The 13,833-nt window shown below is 58.3% G+C and carries 18 protein-coding genes and 2 pseudogenes; 13 read left to right on the plus strand and 7 right to left on the minus strand.

Annotation, left to right across the window (positions count from 1 at the left end; all coding sequences use genetic code 11):
* The first annotated feature begins 482 nt into the window (after positions 1 to 482).
* From IPF49_03695 to IPF49_03720, 6 genes are all read left to right on the plus strand, one after another.
* A complete protein-coding gene (locus IPF49_03695; GenBank protein MBK6286744.1) occupies positions 483 to 674 on the plus strand; it encodes a hypothetical protein in 192 nt (63 codons plus the stop codon).
* Between the two features lie 7 nt (positions 675 to 681).
* Complete coding sequence (locus IPF49_03700) at positions 682 to 1,266, plus strand: VPLPA-CTERM sorting domain-containing protein (GenBank protein MBK6286745.1); 585 nt, start codon at positions 682 to 684, stop codon at positions 1,264 to 1,266.
* Between the two features lie 220 nt (positions 1,267 to 1,486).
* On the plus strand, positions 1,487 to 1,777 hold the full coding sequence (locus tag IPF49_03705) for a type II toxin-antitoxin system RelE/ParE family toxin (protein MBK6286746.1): 291 nt from the start codon (positions 1,487 to 1,489) through the stop codon (positions 1,775 to 1,777).
* Positions 1,778 to 1,789: 12 nt separating this feature from the next.
* Positions 1,790 to 2,089: a putative addiction module antidote protein gene (locus tag IPF49_03710; protein ID MBK6286747.1), complete on the plus strand. Its 300-nt coding sequence runs from the start codon at positions 1,790 to 1,792 to the stop codon at positions 2,087 to 2,089.
* Between the two features lie 178 nt (positions 2,090 to 2,267).
* The gene (locus tag IPF49_03715) at positions 2,268 to 2,651 is read left to right on the plus strand and encodes a type II toxin-antitoxin system RelE/ParE family toxin (GenBank protein MBK6286748.1); all 384 of its coding nucleotides are present in this window, start codon (positions 2,268 to 2,270) and stop codon (positions 2,649 to 2,651) included.
* Positions 2,635 to 2,937 carry a DNA-binding transcriptional regulator gene (locus IPF49_03720; GenBank protein ID MBK6286749.1) on the plus strand — a complete coding sequence of 101 codons (303 nt, stop codon included), beginning with the start codon at positions 2,635 to 2,637 and terminating at the stop codon, positions 2,935 to 2,937. The genes IPF49_03715 and IPF49_03720 overlap by 17 nt, the downstream gene beginning before the upstream one ends.
* A gap of 587 nt (positions 2,938 to 3,524) precedes the next feature.
* On the opposite strand, the gene IPF49_03725 is transcribed toward IPF49_03720, so the two are convergent.
* Positions 3,525 to 3,827: a type II toxin-antitoxin system RelE/ParE family toxin gene (locus IPF49_03725; protein MBK6286750.1), complete on the minus strand. Its 303-nt coding sequence runs from the start codon at positions 3,825 to 3,827 to the stop codon at positions 3,525 to 3,527.
* Positions 3,817 to 4,065, minus strand: coding sequence for a type II toxin-antitoxin system Phd/YefM family antitoxin (locus IPF49_03730; GenBank protein MBK6286751.1), 249 nt, complete (start codon positions 4,063 to 4,065; stop codon positions 3,817 to 3,819). Before IPF49_03730 ends, IPF49_03725 begins: the two co-directional genes overlap by 11 nt.
* Positions 4,066 to 4,238: 173 nt before the next feature.
* Between IPF49_03730 and IPF49_03735 the strand changes: the two are divergent.
* A pseudogene (locus IPF49_03735) lies at positions 4,239 to 4,505 on the plus strand (transposase).
* 63 nt (positions 4,506 to 4,568) lie between these two features.
* Here the strand turns inward: IPF49_03735 and IPF49_03740 are convergent.
* Positions 4,569 to 4,853, minus strand: coding sequence for an XRE family transcriptional regulator (locus tag IPF49_03740; protein ID MBK6286752.1), 285 nt, complete (start codon positions 4,851 to 4,853; stop codon positions 4,569 to 4,571).
* Positions 4,822 to 5,052: a type II toxin-antitoxin system RelE/ParE family toxin gene (locus IPF49_03745; protein MBK6286753.1), complete on the minus strand. Its 231-nt coding sequence runs from the start codon at positions 5,050 to 5,052 to the stop codon at positions 4,822 to 4,824. Before IPF49_03745 ends, IPF49_03740 begins: the two co-directional genes overlap by 32 nt.
* Positions 5,053 to 5,237: 185 nt before the next feature.
* Here IPF49_03745 and IPF49_03750 point away from each other — a divergent pair, with 185 nt between their 5' ends.
* A complete protein-coding gene (locus IPF49_03750) occupies positions 5,238 to 5,447 on the plus strand; it encodes a hypothetical protein (GenBank protein ID MBK6286754.1) in 210 nt (69 codons plus the stop codon).
* Complete coding sequence (locus IPF49_03755; GenBank protein ID MBK6286755.1) at positions 5,420 to 5,716, plus strand: MazF family transcriptional regulator; 297 nt, start codon at positions 5,420 to 5,422, stop codon at positions 5,714 to 5,716. The genes IPF49_03750 and IPF49_03755 overlap by 28 nt, the downstream gene beginning before the upstream one ends.
* A 36-nt stretch (positions 5,717 to 5,752) precedes the next feature.
* Here IPF49_03755 and IPF49_03760 read toward each other — a convergent pair whose 3' ends face one another.
* From IPF49_03760 to IPF49_03770, 3 genes are all read right to left on the minus strand, one after another.
* The gene (locus IPF49_03760; protein MBK6286756.1) at positions 5,753 to 7,360 is read right to left on the minus strand and encodes a hypothetical protein; all 1,608 of its coding nucleotides are present in this window, start codon (positions 7,358 to 7,360) and stop codon (positions 5,753 to 5,755) included.
* 466 nt (positions 7,361 to 7,826) lie between these two features.
* Positions 7,827 to 8,228: a PIN domain nuclease gene (locus IPF49_03765; protein MBK6286757.1), complete on the minus strand. Its 402-nt coding sequence runs from the start codon at positions 8,226 to 8,228 to the stop codon at positions 7,827 to 7,829.
* A complete protein-coding gene (locus IPF49_03770; protein ID MBK6286758.1) occupies positions 8,225 to 8,419 on the minus strand; it encodes a type II toxin-antitoxin system VapB family antitoxin in 195 nt (64 codons plus the stop codon). Before IPF49_03770 ends, IPF49_03765 begins: the two co-directional genes overlap by 4 nt.
* Before the next feature lie 276 nt (positions 8,420 to 8,695).
* On the opposite strand from IPF49_03770, the pseudogene IPF49_03775 reads away from it, so the two are divergent.
* The 4 genes and pseudogenes from IPF49_03775 (at position 8,696) to IPF49_03790 (ending at position 13,680) form a co-directional block, all read left to right on the plus strand.
* Positions 8,696 to 8,968, plus strand: a pseudogene (locus IPF49_03775) (type II toxin-antitoxin system RelE/ParE family toxin).
* Between the two features lie 38 nt (positions 8,969 to 9,006).
* Positions 9,007 to 9,345 carry a HigA family addiction module antidote protein gene (locus IPF49_03780; GenBank protein ID MBK6286759.1) on the plus strand — a complete coding sequence of 113 codons (339 nt, stop codon included), beginning with the start codon at positions 9,007 to 9,009 and terminating at the stop codon, positions 9,343 to 9,345.
* A gap of 361 nt (positions 9,346 to 9,706) precedes the next feature.
* Complete coding sequence (locus tag IPF49_03785) at positions 9,707 to 11,032, plus strand: alginate export family protein (GenBank protein MBK6286760.1); 1,326 nt, start codon at positions 9,707 to 9,709, stop codon at positions 11,030 to 11,032.
* Positions 11,033 to 11,313: 281 nt separating this feature from the next.
* Entirely contained in the window at positions 11,314 to 13,680 is a 2,367-nt protein-coding gene (locus IPF49_03790; GenBank protein ID MBK6286761.1) for a tetratricopeptide repeat protein, read from the plus strand.
* Positions 13,681 to 13,833 lie beyond the last annotated feature (153 nt).

A 13,833-nucleotide genomic window follows, 5' to 3' on the forward strand; every position in this document is an offset into this window, starting at 1 on the left:
CCCTTTATTATTCATTGAATCCCGTCAGGAACTGCTCCAACAGGGATGCCGAGTAGGCAAAAGCGTCCTCTCGATGCCTTACCCCCTTGGACATATCAACTTTCAACCGATCGATGGTGCCTTTGCGCTGGGTTATTGCGCGGACTTTGCTTCGGAGAAAAGGGGAGAAAAGGGGACACATTTATTTACGTATTTACGGAGAAAACAAACCGGAAAAATAAATCTGTCCCCTTTTATTACGTTTTTGCCAAAGCCAGACGCTAACTCGTTGATTGCAAATGATGTTTATGGGGATACATCAGAGTTCATCCCATTTTTGTTGGCCTCCGGCCAACGGGAAGCTCGAATTTCAATCCGACTGATTTCCAACAATTAGTTGTGAATTTGACCCATATGGGTCATGACACAAGTCCTGTTGCTGCGTTAGCGTGGCATCAGCGGGTAAACAAGTCGTATCGCTCGCCATGCAAGGGGATATCAAGATGAACAACCAGTCGGCCGTGCGCGCCCTGGTTCTTGGGTTTGGTATGGCGTTTATGCCGTCGCTGGTGATGGCAGACGTCATTTATACGAGTTTTGGCAGTTTGCCCCAAGGCGTGCCGCCGGCAACGTTTGGCGGATCCGGCAATCCCCGCCGATGCGATTGCGGCGACCAGCGTGATAGTCGACGGTAACAAGACGGTGACGGTTGCGCTGTCCGCCACCCCGCGCTACTCGAATCCGGCGCTGACCAATAACGGAGCCGGAACGTTCTACGCGCAAACCGGCAGCAATACGGGCGGCAACAACGAAAGTGCAACCACCGGTGCGCTCTGGAACTTCAGTTATTACGTTAACGTGTCTGGTCCCGGCGCCGATCTCGGGGATTATGCGTTCACCCTCTATTACGACTTCAATCCAGCGCCTGCAACGTTGCCTGGCGCCATGGGCAGCATCAACCTGAATGGCGGGATCATGGGTGCGGGCGGCAATCCATCCTCGATGACCAATGTGCAGGGTTCGGAGAATTTGTTGTTCAGTTATCTTCAAACCAACGTTTCGGGTATCGTCACGCCGCCACCGTCGGGATCTTTCAATCCGCTGGCGAACGGCGAGTACAGCTTCATTCTGCGTGCGGACAATGCATTCGGTACCTTGGGCAGGGTTGGAATCAACGTCAACGCGGTACCATTGCCCGCAGCCGCTTGGCTGTTCGGCTCCGCATTGCTTGGCCTCGGCTGGGCAAAGCGATCGCGCCGCCAGCAGCAGGAAGTCCTCTGCGCCTGAATCCCCGTCCTGATCCGGCCCCTGAAAAGGGGACTGAAAAGGGGACAGATTTATTTTCTCCGTAAATAAATCCCCTTTTATTCATGAGCGGCAACGTAAGCGGTTCCAGCGGACGGTCCTCGCGCTGCGCGCTCGGCCCGCCGCTGAACCACGGCGTTCGGCGTCAAAGAACCTGCAGATAGGCCGTTGACATGCTGTAGCCACATGACTACAGTCCAGTATGGAGATCCGCAAGACCGATACCTTTGTCACCTGGCTCGATAGTCTTCGCGACTTGCGTGCTCGAGCAAGAGTTCAGGCGCGGATTGAGAGACTGGCAGGTGGTAACCCGGGTGATATGAAGCCCGTCGGCGAGGGCGTGTCTGAATTGCGGATCGACTATGGGCCGGGATACCGGGTGTATTTCCTGCGCCAACGGCGCGAACTGGTGATACTGCTGGCGGGCGGTGATAAATCTACGCAGGCTGCAGATATTCGGACCGCGATACGTTTGGCCCGTGAACTGTTGTAGTGAGGGCAACTTATGGGTAAGAGCAAGACTTCCAAGTACGACGTCGCCGAGCATCTTCGGACCCCCGAGGAAATGGCTGCATACCTCGAAGCCTGCATGGAGGAAGCGGACGGGGATGCAACATTTATCGCAAAAGCGCTTGGAGACATCGCCCGTGCCAGGGGTATGTCGCAAGTTGCTCGGGATGCCGGACTTTCTCGTGAAAGTCTGTACAAGGCTTTGTCTGGGGACCGTGCTCCAACCTTCGACACAATTCTGAAGGTCGTCAACGCGCTTGGTCTAAAACTGCATGCCGAGGCGGTGGAGCATTGACACCGAACCAATCGCGGCAGCAGACGTCAGTCTCGTCGCTTCGCTCCTCGGCCGCCGCGGTTTGAAAAGGGGACAGATTTATTTACGAAAAAAATAAATCCGGGAAAAATAAATCCGTCCCCTTTTATTCGAAGCACTGGAAAACTATGCCCGTTTCGGGTATGGTTTGGAGGTCAAGATGACACGCATCCTCAAGCGGAAGGACTTTGCACGGTGGCAGGTGAGTGAGAGCTTGCCTGATGCCGCCTTGTGCAAAGCGGTTCAGGAAATGGAAAGCGGTCTGATTGACGCGGACTTGGGTGGCTTCCTCTACAAGAAGCGGGTTGCCCGCTCCGGCGGCGGCAAGAGCGGCGGCTATCGCACGCTGCTGTCGGCCCGGATCGGTGGCCGCTACGTGTTCCTGCATGGGTTCCCCAAGAGCGACAAGTCGAACATCACGCAGGACGAGAAGAAGGCGCTGCAATTCGCCGGCAAGGTGTTCCTGGAACTGTCCACCGAGGCTTTGTCGAAGGCGCTGCAGTCGGGCGTGTTATTGGAGGTGCATTGTGAGCAAAATCATTGAATCCCTGCGTGGCGACCTGGCTGCGCTCCGCGAAGCAGGAGCGATCAGCAAGGTGACGATGCGCGAGTTCGACGCGATCTGTCCGCCGCCGGTGCGGGAGTTCAGCGCTACCGACATCAAACGTCTACGCGAAACCTTGAAGTTCAGCCAGCCGGTGTTCGCTCTTCATTTACACACGTCGGCCTCGACCGTGCGCAAGTGGGAGCAAGGCGAAACCCATCCCACCGGGCCGGCGCTCAAGCTGCTCAACGTCATCGCCGACAAGGGCCTGCAGGCCATCATCTGACGCTTGGTGAGCGAGACTGGCATTGGCGACGCGAATCGACCCTTTCAGCTCACAGCATCTTGAAGCTGCGTGCCGCGTGCTCGCCGATACCGTAAAAGGGGACGGATTTATTATGCGTAAAAGGGGACGGATTTATTTATGGAGAACGTGAAAAGGGGACGTGAAAAGGGGACGGATTTATTTATGGAGAAGGAGACAATAAATCCGTCCCCTTTTATGCCTTTTATGCCTTTTATGCCTTTTATGCCTTTTATGGTCCTTACGCCGCCAGTTCAACCCGCACGGTACGGCCAAGACGGGCCTCAAGAGTAATGAGCATCTCAAGGCTGAATTTCTCCCACTTGCCGCGCACAAGATCCGACACCCGCGACTGGCATGCCAAGACGCTTCGCTGCTTCGGCCTGGGTCAGCTTCTCTTTCTCGATGTACGTGTGAAAAGGGGACTGTGAAAAGGGGACAGATTTATTTTCGGTTTGAAAAGGGGACAGATTTATTTACGAAAAAAATAAATCCGGGAAAAATAAATCCGTCCCCTTTTATTCCTTTTATTCGTCCCCTTTTATTCGCTAGTGAGTCCGAATGATTGGTTAGGGCGCCTGCGGATCTTGCAGGCGCGATAGGGCAACATCGTAAACTTCGTTGCGATCACGCTTGCCTACAGCGATTACTATCACGGTTATGGTTTTGTCTTCAACCGAATAGACCAGGCGGTAACCGGCTTGGCGCAACTTGATCTTGTAGATATTTGTGGCACCGGAAAGGGCGGCGCTGGGTACGTGCGGGTTCTTGAGGCGTTCGGCGAGTTTCTTCTTGAACTGTTCTTGAACGGTGTGCCCGAGTTTCTTCCATTCCTTCAGTGCGGAGGTTTTGAAGGCGAGCTCATAGGTCATCGATCGACACCCTGACAGACTTCTCTTGTTGGCGCTTCTTCACCAGCTTGAGCAGTTCCAGGTCGTCAACCATTTCCATCATGGCTTCGTAGGCGTTAGCCGGTACGCAGTAGAAGGCTGGCTCATTGCGGTTAAGCACCACGACAGGCATACCATTGCCGCTGGCCACGACCTTCATGGGGTTGGCCTTGAGTTCCGAGATACTGGCGGCGGTCTCGGCAAGTAGTTGATGTGTCATGGGGTCGGCCTATGGCGGGACTCTGAAGACCAGATAATAGGTCTCTTAAGTAGTCTCATGCAATGCCTGAAAAGGGGACTGCCTGAAAAGGGGACAGATTTATTTTCTCTCGGTGGGGTATATGCTTGGATCGGCTGGCTGGAATTATTGATGTTCACAGGGAGGGCCGAGCGATGCCAAGGATGGCGCGAGTCGTGTTACCCAATGGTCCGCACCATGTGGTACAGCGTGGTCACAATCGGCAGGTGGTATTTGCCGCCGAGGAGGACTATCAGCGGTACCTGGAGGATCTGCGCGAGTTGAAGGAACGGTTTGGTGTTCGGGTTTATGCGTACTGCCTGATGACCAATCACGTGCATCTGTTGCTCGCGCCGGGAGAGTGCACCGCCGGGCTGTCGCAGCTCATGAAAGCTCTGGCTGCACGCGCTACCCGGTATCGGGTGAAAAGGGGACGGATTTATTTATGGAGAAGGAGAAAATAAATCTGTCCCCTTTTATGGTCCTTACGCCGCCAGTTCAACCCGCACGGTACGGCCAAGACGGGCCTCAAGAGTAATGAGCATCTCAAGGCTGAATTTCTCCCACTTGCCGCGCACAAGATCCGACACCCGCGACTGCGCAATGCCAAGACGCTTCGCTGCTTCGGCCTGGGTCAGCTTCTCTTTCTCGATGTACGCGCGCAGATCACCCATGAGTTTGGCGCGCATTTCCAGAATTGCGGCCTCGGCCGGTTCAAAGCCGAGATCCAGGAAGACGTTACCGCTTCCCTTTTTGCTTTGCTTTTTCATATACCTCGACCTCTTTGTAGCGTGCTTGGGCAAGCTCAATGTCAGCCTGCCGGGTTTTCTGCGCCTTCTTTTCGAAGGCATGCAGAGAATATCCGGAAAAGGGGACGGATTTATTTTCTCCGTAAATAAATCCGTCCCCTTTTATTCCTTCATGTGGATGAGCCAGAACCTGACCAATTCTGACGGCGCTTGGTCGCATCCCGAAACCCTCAATTTGCCAACGACAAATGCCGTCCTCGCGACAGATCAATAGCTTGGGACGGCGCACCGAATGACTCGCGTTGCATCCCTGTATACTCGGGGGTATCGTGCCAATGCGATCAGGACGCGAACATCGTTAGAGTACGGACTCACTGGAAAGAGCGGGGATCGGGAGATGATGAAATGCTACAGACCATAGAGGTCGAGATCGACAAGGATGGACATATCCTGCCCTTGGCTCCCGTTGGCCGGCTTCCTGCTGGCCGCGGGTTGTTGACGTTGTTGACCCCACCTGCGGACGAAACCGCTTTGCTTGCCGAAGCGTCTTTGGCCGAGGATTGGCTCAGACCGGAGGAGGACGAGGCATGGGAGCATTTGCAGCCGGGCAGGTAGTCGTTCTTCCGTTTCCGTTCTCTGATCTTTCGCGCAACAAGTTTCGTCCTGCACTTTTGCTCGGGCACTCGGGCAAGGGCGATTGGATCGCCTGCCAGATAACCAGCAATCCCTACGCAGACAGATTTGCAGTGACTATCGAGGAGGCGGATTTTCTTGACGGAAATCTTGCGCGCATCAGTTTTGCCCGCCCGGGCAAGTTGTTTACGGAAAAGGGGACCGGAAAAGGGGACAGATTTATTTACAAGGTAGAGGGGACGAGAAAATAAATCTGTCCCCTTTTATTAGTCCCCTTTTATTACGCGTCAGTTGCCAGACCTGCGATACGCCGGGTCGTTGTCCCACAGGCGTGTAGGCGTGTTCAGCAGTGTGCGACGGGTTTCGTCGCAGCTGCCGTCACCACGACAATCGCGCTTTTCAGTGACGTTGACGCCGAAGCTGATTGGCGTTGTCTGGTAGCTCATCCACCATTCGAGCTCGGCTTTCTCGCGATCCTTGCTGGGTATCTGCGACAGCCATCGGTAGCTGATGTTCTGGTTCTGTCGATAGGCGATCGGAATCGTGAAGCGTTGCCCTGCGTCCATGTGCTCGATGTGCACGTGGGTGGTTTCCAGCAGATCACCGCTGTTGCTGACCGAGAGCGTAAAATCGTCGGCGGCGTTGGGGCCAGCATTGCGTATGGTGATTTCGAAGTAGGGCTCGGAAGTGTAGCTCCTGCACCACTTGCTTTCTCGACGCTGCTGTTCGGCCAGCTTGTCCGCGGTTTCCAGCAGCGCCTGCCTGGTGCGCTGGCGGATTTCCTCGCGAGCTTCACCGACCGCCATCTCGGCCAGTGCGCCGGATGCTGGTATCGGAATCTGTTCGGCCATCTGGGTGGCCAGGTAGTCGGCACCGCCACTCATGAGCTGGTCGACGTTGGGGATGGAGGGCGGCACGCCGGCCGCCGCCATGGCCGCATCCAGCGCGATGGAAATCACCGACTCGGGCACGAACGGCAGCAGTGCGGCGACCACCGACACGGCAATTTTCTTGATATCTCTGTACGCGTCGGACGCCCAGTTGACCAGGTCCACCACGGCACCGGGCGCTTCGCTGATCACATCGAGGGCGTCCTTGCCTTCGTCGCGCGGTATCGGCGTACAGCCACGCGGCCATTGCTCGATACGCACGGTCGGAACATAGCGGAATTCGACCAGGCGAATGTCGAAGTGCTGGCTCGACACCGTGTTGAAGGTGCTCATGTCGGTATCGGGATCCGGCTCTTCGGCCATGATCAGCTGCAGCGGCAAAGACGGTTTGCCGACGATGGCCTTGCGCTGCGTGTCATACGGAATCACCCGCACGTAGAAACTGGCGGGTGGCAGCGGTGTCGCCAGCTCGATGCTTTGGCGGACACCGGCATGCAGCTGCACCGGTCGGGCCGGTTCAGTGCGTTGCATCGATGGCGCGGTCTGCAGTCGATGCAGCGTCGGCTTGTCACCATTTTCGGGCTGCTCGCGCAGCTGCTTCTGCGGTGCATTGCGCACGCCGGTGCCTTGCAGCGCTGGCCGCTGATAGAACGTATCGACTTTGAGGGTGAATACGCGGTCATCCGTATGGCCGCTGGCGACCAGGCCGACCGGTTTGTCGAGCGGGCCGTAGAACGGCGCGCGGCTGACCTGCCACAGCAGGTGCCGAATGTGCGGCTCGCGCCCGAGATTGGTTTTGAGCTCGACCTCGGTAACTTTGCCGGGCGGGAGGTATTTGCGATCCGATTTGTTCGGGATGTCGCCGCGACTGTAAAAGCGGAGCGTCGCCTGGGGAACTGCGGCCTGCAGCATGCCGGGCGCAACGCTTTGATTGAGACGCAGCGACTGCTTTGGCGGTTCACCCGCGGCTGCAACGAACGTCAGCAGCCACAGCAGCAGAACCAACCGTGGTCTGGCGACGGCGATCTCCGGCCATCGACGACGACGAGCCAGGAGAGATGGCGCCACACAGCGAGAGTGCCTGCAGGCGAAATCATGGCCACACCGAGCCGTGTCGCAATGACGTGCTGCATCGTGCCCGTACATGGCAAGGCCCTCATTTGTGATGTGCGTATCGCGGCTAAACAGCCAATTGATAGCGATTCAGTCGACAACCAGCTGCTGCGCCGTGCGTAAGTATAGGAAACACATGCAGACGCAGCTGCACACTAATTGGTTGGGTGCCGGGGCGGCGCCTGCTCGAACTCGGCCCGAGCGCGCAGCAGCAAAAGGGGAAGCAGCAGCAAAAGCAGCCAGCAAAAGGGCAAAAAGGGGACGGATTTATTTACCGGAGCAAAAAGGGAACGGATTTATTTACAAGGAAGAGGGGGCGAGAAAATAAATCTGTCCCCTTTTTTGCTTTTTTGGAACGTTATGGCTCACAGACCACACACTTGAGGCCCAGATGCTCGGCGAATGGATCGAAGTCGCGATCGTGATGAAGCAACTCGTATCCGCTGAGGATGCAACGCGTGGCGATTATCGTATCAATCGTCTTGCGCACCGTAATCCCGAGTGCCCGCAGCCTGCGGAAGTTCCGGGCTGCCTCGATAGCCACGTCTGCACCGCCGAGTACCACGAGCTCGATCGCGGCAAGCTGTTGGCGAACGTCATTGAACTCCTTGTCGCCGGGGCATCCCTGCAACACTTCGGTCAAGATCAGGTCCCCGATGGCCAATGGAACTGTGCCAAGAAGCGAATCCAGCTTGTTGGCAGGTGGTGTGGAAGTGCCGCGCAGATAATCGATCCACACACTGGAATCAACAAGGATCACGCGTCACGCCTCATTGCATCCAGATCGCCTTGCCATTCGATTTTTCCCCGAAGACGCTTGATTTGACCCTGGCGTTGAAGACGCACCAACGTTCGCAGCCCAAGCTCGACGGCCTCTCGTTTCGTGCGGGCGCCTGATGCTTTGAGCGCATCTGCCATGAGCTTGTCGTCGATAACAATATTCGTGCGCATGTGCATACTCCAAATAAACATACACATTCTATTCTTGGACGTCGCGCTGTTCAATATGCGACCCGAAAGGCGGCACGGAAAAGGGGACCGGAAAAGGGGACAGATTTATTTACGACCGGAAAAGGGGACCGGAAAAGGGGACAGATTTATTTACCGGAAAAGCGGAAAAGGGGACATATTTATTTACGGAAAAAATAAATCTGTCCCCTTTTATTGGTCCCCTTTTATTCGCATAGTCACGCTTGTCGTTAATCACGCGGAACGTTACTATTCTGCATGATCAAATCTTTCCGCTGTCCTGACACAAAGGCCCTTGCCAGAGGCAACCGTGTCAAACAGTTTGTAAACATCTAATCTGTTGCCAGACGGAAGCTTCGGCAGATAGAGATTGCGTCCCGAATGGATGACCTGAAGTTGCCTCCGGGGAATCGGCTGGAAGTTCTCAAGGGAAAAAGAGCCGGTCAATACAGTATTCGCGTCAATGATCAATGGCGAGTCGGTTTTCGATGGACCAACAGTCTGTTTTCGATGGACGGGGTCAGGCGCTGAAGCCGTCGAGATCGTTGATTACCACTGAGGTGAACATCATGAGCAAGCTTGATCCAATCACTCCCGGGGAACTCCTCGTTGAGGAATTCCTGACGCCCATGGGTATCAGCCAGTACCGCCTGGCCAAGGAAATAAATGTGCCCGCGCAGCGCATCAGCGCAATCGTCTCGGGCAGGCGCGCTGTCACTGCTGATACCGATTTGAGGCTATGCCGATTCTTCGGGCTATCCAGTGGCTACTGGCTGCGTGCTCAGGCTGCGCACGATACGGAGGTCGCCGAGCGCGAGCTTGGCGCAGCGCTGAAGCAGATAAAGCCATGGGCAAGAAATGCAGCGGAACAAAGCGGTGCAACCGACTCCACTTCGCGGCGCGAATGATCGACCCAGGCAGCCGAGGGGACCGGCAGGAAAAGGGGACAGATTTATTTTCCGGGGCAAAGGAAAAAGTTTTTCCCCCGCCGCCCGGACCCGCCCGCGGCCCGGTCCCCCCCCCTCCAAACCAATCCGCCGGGGGGGGGGGGGCTCTTGGGGCCGGGCGCGCGGCCCCCGGCGGCCGGGGGGGGGGGGGGGTGTCTCGGGCAGGGCGGCCAGGGGGGGGGGACGGTGCCGCCAGTTTCCAGGGCGAGGACTCATGGTTGGGAAAAGGGGACAGATTTATTTTTTTCGCCGCAAATAAATAAATCTGTCCCCTTTTTGCGGTCCCCTTTTTGCGGTCCCCTTTTTGCGGGAGACAAGTACCGTGCATCGATTCACTACTCTTTCCATCGCGATTCGTGGCCTGCTGCTGACGGGCGCGAGCCTGTGCACTCTGCCTGCGTTCGCCGGTTACGATGTCATCTCGAGCGACGAGACCAGGCTCACCTTCAACCTTGACGCTGTTGCCGCCAGTTTCCAGGGCGAGGACTCATGGTTCGGCGAGTCGAAGTCGTTCAACGGCGAACCCACCAACAGTTGGGGTGAGTTCGGCGTGGAACCGCGCCTTACGCTCGAGACGGGCCTCGGTGGCGGCACCTTGTTCGGGCAGCTCAGCACGGTCTACACCGCGACGCACAGCGACGATGCCTCCGGTCTCACGATCGGCACGGGCGATTCCGAGGACCTGAATCTGGAGCAGAGCCACGTGGGCTGGAAGACCGGGCAGTGGCTGGACGGCTACACCACCTCCTTCAGTATGGGCCGGCAGGACTACCAGATCGGCTCCGGCATGCTGATCGCGGACGGCACCAGCGATGGCGGCGGCGAGTACGGCGGCTGGTACATCGACATGCGCAAGGCATTCATCGAAACCGGGATCGCGCGCATCGAGGGCAAGGGCCTGCTGCTGGAAGGCTTTCGCATCGAGTACCGTCCGCGCCGTGGCGGTACCCGCGCCCATGCCGACGGCGGCAACGCGGAATACACTTTCTTCGAGACCACCAGGCTCGGTGCCACGTACCTGGTCGTCGATGCCCAGACCCCGGGCGTGGACGATCTGCAGGTGTGGGACGGCCGCCTGGACTGGAACGGCAAGGGTGCGCTGGAGGGCTTCGGGCTGCGTGGCGAATACGCGCACGAGGACAGCAAGCAGATCGAGGCCGACGGCTGGTTCGCCGAAGCGAGCTACCAGGCGAAAGAATTGTGCTGGACACCCACTTTCAGCTACCGCTATGCACACTTCGACGGTGACGATCCCGCGACTGCGAAGGATGAGCAGTTCCAGGAGATCGCCTACGGCTTCGACGACTACGGCACCTGGTTCCAGGGCGAAATCACGGGTAACTACCCGCTGGCGAACGGCAACCTGGACAGTCACCGCTTGCGCGTGAAGCTGCAGCCCGGCGCAAGGGTCACATTGAATGTGATGTACTACGACTTCACCCTGGACCAGGAGCAGATCCGGGGCGATCCGGTCAGAAGTGACGACTGGGGCCAGGAGATCGATTTCACCGTCGACTGGGCCGTCACGGACAGCGTAGCCGTCATCGGCGTGCTCGGAAACCTGATGCCGGGCGATGCCGCGAAGCAATGGACCGGCGGCGACAAGGACTGGCTGTATTCGATGATTTACGTGTCCTATGGCTACTAAAAAAGGGGACTAAAAAAGGGGACCTAAAAAAGGGGACAGATTTATTTACGGAGAAAATAAATCTGTCCCCTTTTTTTGTCACTTTTTGTTGGAGAAAATAAATCTGTCCCCTTTTTGGTCGTCCCCTTTTTGGTCCCCTTTTTGGGAATTGTTGCGTATGTGACCCATATGGGTCATGACATTGCCACTGCTGCTGCGTTAGCTTGGCGTCAGCGAGTAAACAAGTCGGATCGCTCGCCATGACTGGACCTGAAATTCTTATGCCGCGATCTTCCCGTTCCTTGCTCCACATATTTCTGGCTCTCTGCCTTGCCACGCTGGTTGCCTGCACCGGTGGCGAGGAGCGCCAGGCGCAATACCTCAAGCGCGCGCAGGAGCACTTCGATGCCGGTAATTTCGACAAGGCGATGGTCGAGGCGAAGAACGTCCTGCAGATCAATTCGGACAATGTGGCGGGCCGCTACCTGCTGGCGCAGTTGCACGAGCAGGAGCAGAACTGGGAGCAGATGTTCGCCAACCTGAAGCTGGTGATCGATCTCGATCCCAAGCATGTGCCGGCGCGCATCAAGCTGGGCCAGATGTTCTATGCCAACGCGTTGTATGATGAGACCCTGGAGCAGGCCGACGCGGTACTCGCGTTGCAGCCCGACAATGCCGATGCGCACACCCTGCGCGGCAGCGTGTTCTACAAGCAGGGCAACAACACCGCGGCCGAGGCCGAGGCCGAGCTGGCGCTGAAGACCGAGCCCACCAACGTCGGTGCGATCTCGGTGCTGAGCGCGGTCTATGGAGATACTGACCCCGAGCGCGCGCTCGCGATCATCGGTGACGGACTTGCGCGCCAGACGCAGAACGCCACGCTGCAACTGCTGAAGATCCGTGTGCTGGAGCAGAACCATCGCGAGGAAGAAGCGCTGGCGGTGTATCGCGAACTGGTCGAGGCCTACCCCGACAATCTCTTCTATCACTACCGCCTGGTGCGTTATCTCGAGGAGCACGGGCGCACCGACGAGGCCGAGGCGGCGCTGCGCAGCATCGTCAACACCAGCCCCGACAACGTGCAGCTGAAACTGTGGCTGACCCAGTTCCTGGCCAACAACCGCAACCCCGAGCTGGCCGAAACCACGCTGAAGAGTTTCATCGAACAGCAGCCGAAGCTCTACGAACTGCGCTTTGCGCTCGGCAAGCTCTACACCGCGATGGTGCGGGTGGCGGATGCGCGCGCGGTGTATCAGCAGATCGTGGAGCTTGATGGCAACGGCGCGGATGCGCTGCTCGCGCGCAACAAGCTGGTCGAGCTCGCGCTTGCCGAGCAGGACCAGGCGGGCGCCGATGCGCTGCTGGCCGAGATCTTCGCGGTCGAACCCGAGAACAGCGAGGCCCTGATCACCCGCGCGCGGATCGCGTTGCTGGCGCGCGATGTGAAGACCGCGACCGGCGATCTGCGCACGGTGCTGCGCAATGCCCCCGACAACGTCGTCGCGCTGCGCCTGCTGGCCGGTGCCCACGAGAGCGAGGGCGCGCTCGATCTCGCGCTCGACAACTACCGCCAGATTCTCGGGGTCGTGCCCTCCGATCACGAGGCCGCGTACAACGTGGCGCGCCTTGCGCTGGCGCAGGGTGAAACCGATGCGGCGCAGCTGACGCTCGAGAGCCTGACCGAGGCCAAGCCCGATTACGTGGATGCGCAGCGGCTGCTGATCGCCACGCTCGGGCACCAGGAGAAGTGGGACGTGGCGCTGGCGCGCACCGAGGCGCTGATCGCGAACCCTGACACCAAGGCGATGGGGCTGTATCTGCGCGGGCGTATCCAGTTCGATCGCAAGCAGTATGCCGAGTCAGCGGAATCGATGGAGCAGGCGCTGGCGCTGGAGCCGGCCATCGTCGAGGCGCTCGGTTTCGTGGTGAATGCGCGTCAGCAGCTCGGCGAGCCCGCCGTGGCGCTGGCCTATGTGCAGGCGCATGTGGCCGCGCATCCGGAGCATGCGCATGCCTATGAGTTGCTCGGTGCGCTGCAGCAGCAGGCGGGCGATGTGGCGGGTGCGCAGGCTTCGTGGCGCCGTGCCATCGAACTGGCGCCGGCGCAGCTCGGCTCCTACAGCCGCCTCGCCACGCAGCTCGCGCGCAGCGATGATTGGGACGGTGCGACCGCGGTGCTGCAGGCTGCGATTGACGCCAACCCGCGCAGCGCCGATCTGCAGGTAGCGTTGGGCGAGCTACTGCTCGAACGCCAGAAGGTCGATGAGGCCCTTGCCGCCTACGAAGCCGCGCTCAGGCTGCAGCCGAACATGCCGGTCGCGGCCAACAACCTTGCCGCGATCATCGCCGACCACCGGACCGATGAGCCCAGCCTGCGCCGTGCGCTGGCGCTGGCCCAGCCCCTCGAGGAGCTGCAGCAGCCGGCCTTTCTCGACACCCTGGCCTGGGTGAATTACCGGCTCGGTAACAGCGCTCGCACCGTGAGCCTGCTGAACGCCGCGATCGGGCTCGGCGGCGATGCGCCGGTCTACCACTACCACCTCGGCATGGCCTACCACAGCCAGAACCAGCTCGAACTCGCCCGCGAGCATCTCAGCCTCGCCGTGGCCACCACCGGCGCCGCGTATCCGGGGCGGGAGGAGGCGGAGCGGGTGTTGAATACGCTCTAGCGGGTGCCCCTAAAAGGGGACAGATTTATTTCAACATAAAAGGGGACAGATTTATTTTATCTCTACATAAAAGGGGACAGATTTATTTTATCTCGGTAGGGTATATGCTTCGGTCGGCTGACTGAGAATGATGTTCACAGGGAGGGCTGAGCG

It is taken from the genome of Gammaproteobacteria bacterium, assembly GCA_016705365.1.
Lineage (GTDB): Bacteria > Pseudomonadota > Gammaproteobacteria > Pseudomonadales > UBA5518 > UBA5518.

Excerpts from the sequence above, each read along its gene's own strand:
- IPF49_03695 (MBK6286744.1), top strand. The coding sequence starts at position 483 with ATGAACAACCAGTCGGCCGTGCGCGCCCTGGTTCTTGGGTTTGGTATG.
- IPF49_03705 (MBK6286746.1), top strand. The coding sequence starts at position 1,487 with ATGGAGATCCGCAAGACCGATACCTTTGTCACCTGGCTCGATAGTCTT.
- IPF49_03710 (MBK6286747.1), top strand. The coding sequence starts at position 1,790 with ATGGGTAAGAGCAAGACTTCCAAGTACGACGTCGCCGAGCATCTTCGG.
- IPF49_03715 (MBK6286748.1), top strand. The coding sequence starts at position 2,268 with ATGACACGCATCCTCAAGCGGAAGGACTTTGCACGGTGGCAGGTGAGT.
- IPF49_03725 (MBK6286750.1), bottom strand. The coding sequence starts at position 3,827 with ATGACCTATGAGCTCGCCTTCAAAACCTCCGCACTGAAGGAATGGAAG.
- IPF49_03730 (MBK6286751.1), bottom strand. The coding sequence starts at position 4,065 with ATGACACATCAACTACTTGCCGAGACCGCCGCCAGTATCTCGGAACTC.
- IPF49_03740 (MBK6286752.1), bottom strand. The coding sequence starts at position 4,853 with ATGAAAAAGCAAAGCAAAAAGGGAAGCGGTAACGTCTTCCTGGATCTC.
- IPF49_03745 (MBK6286753.1), bottom strand. The coding sequence starts at position 5,052 with ATGCGACCAAGCGCCGTCAGAATTGGTCAGGTTCTGGCTCATCCACAT.
- IPF49_03750 (MBK6286754.1), top strand. The coding sequence starts at position 5,238 with ATGCTACAGACCATAGAGGTCGAGATCGACAAGGATGGACATATCCTG.
- IPF49_03755 (MBK6286755.1), top strand. The coding sequence starts at position 5,420 with ATGGGAGCATTTGCAGCCGGGCAGGTAGTCGTTCTTCCGTTTCCGTTC.
- IPF49_03770 (MBK6286758.1), bottom strand. The coding sequence starts at position 8,419 with ATGCGCACGAATATTGTTATCGACGACAAGCTCATGGCAGATGCGCTC.
- IPF49_03780 (MBK6286759.1), top strand. The coding sequence starts at position 9,007 with ATGAGCAAGCTTGATCCAATCACTCCCGGGGAACTCCTCGTTGAGGAA.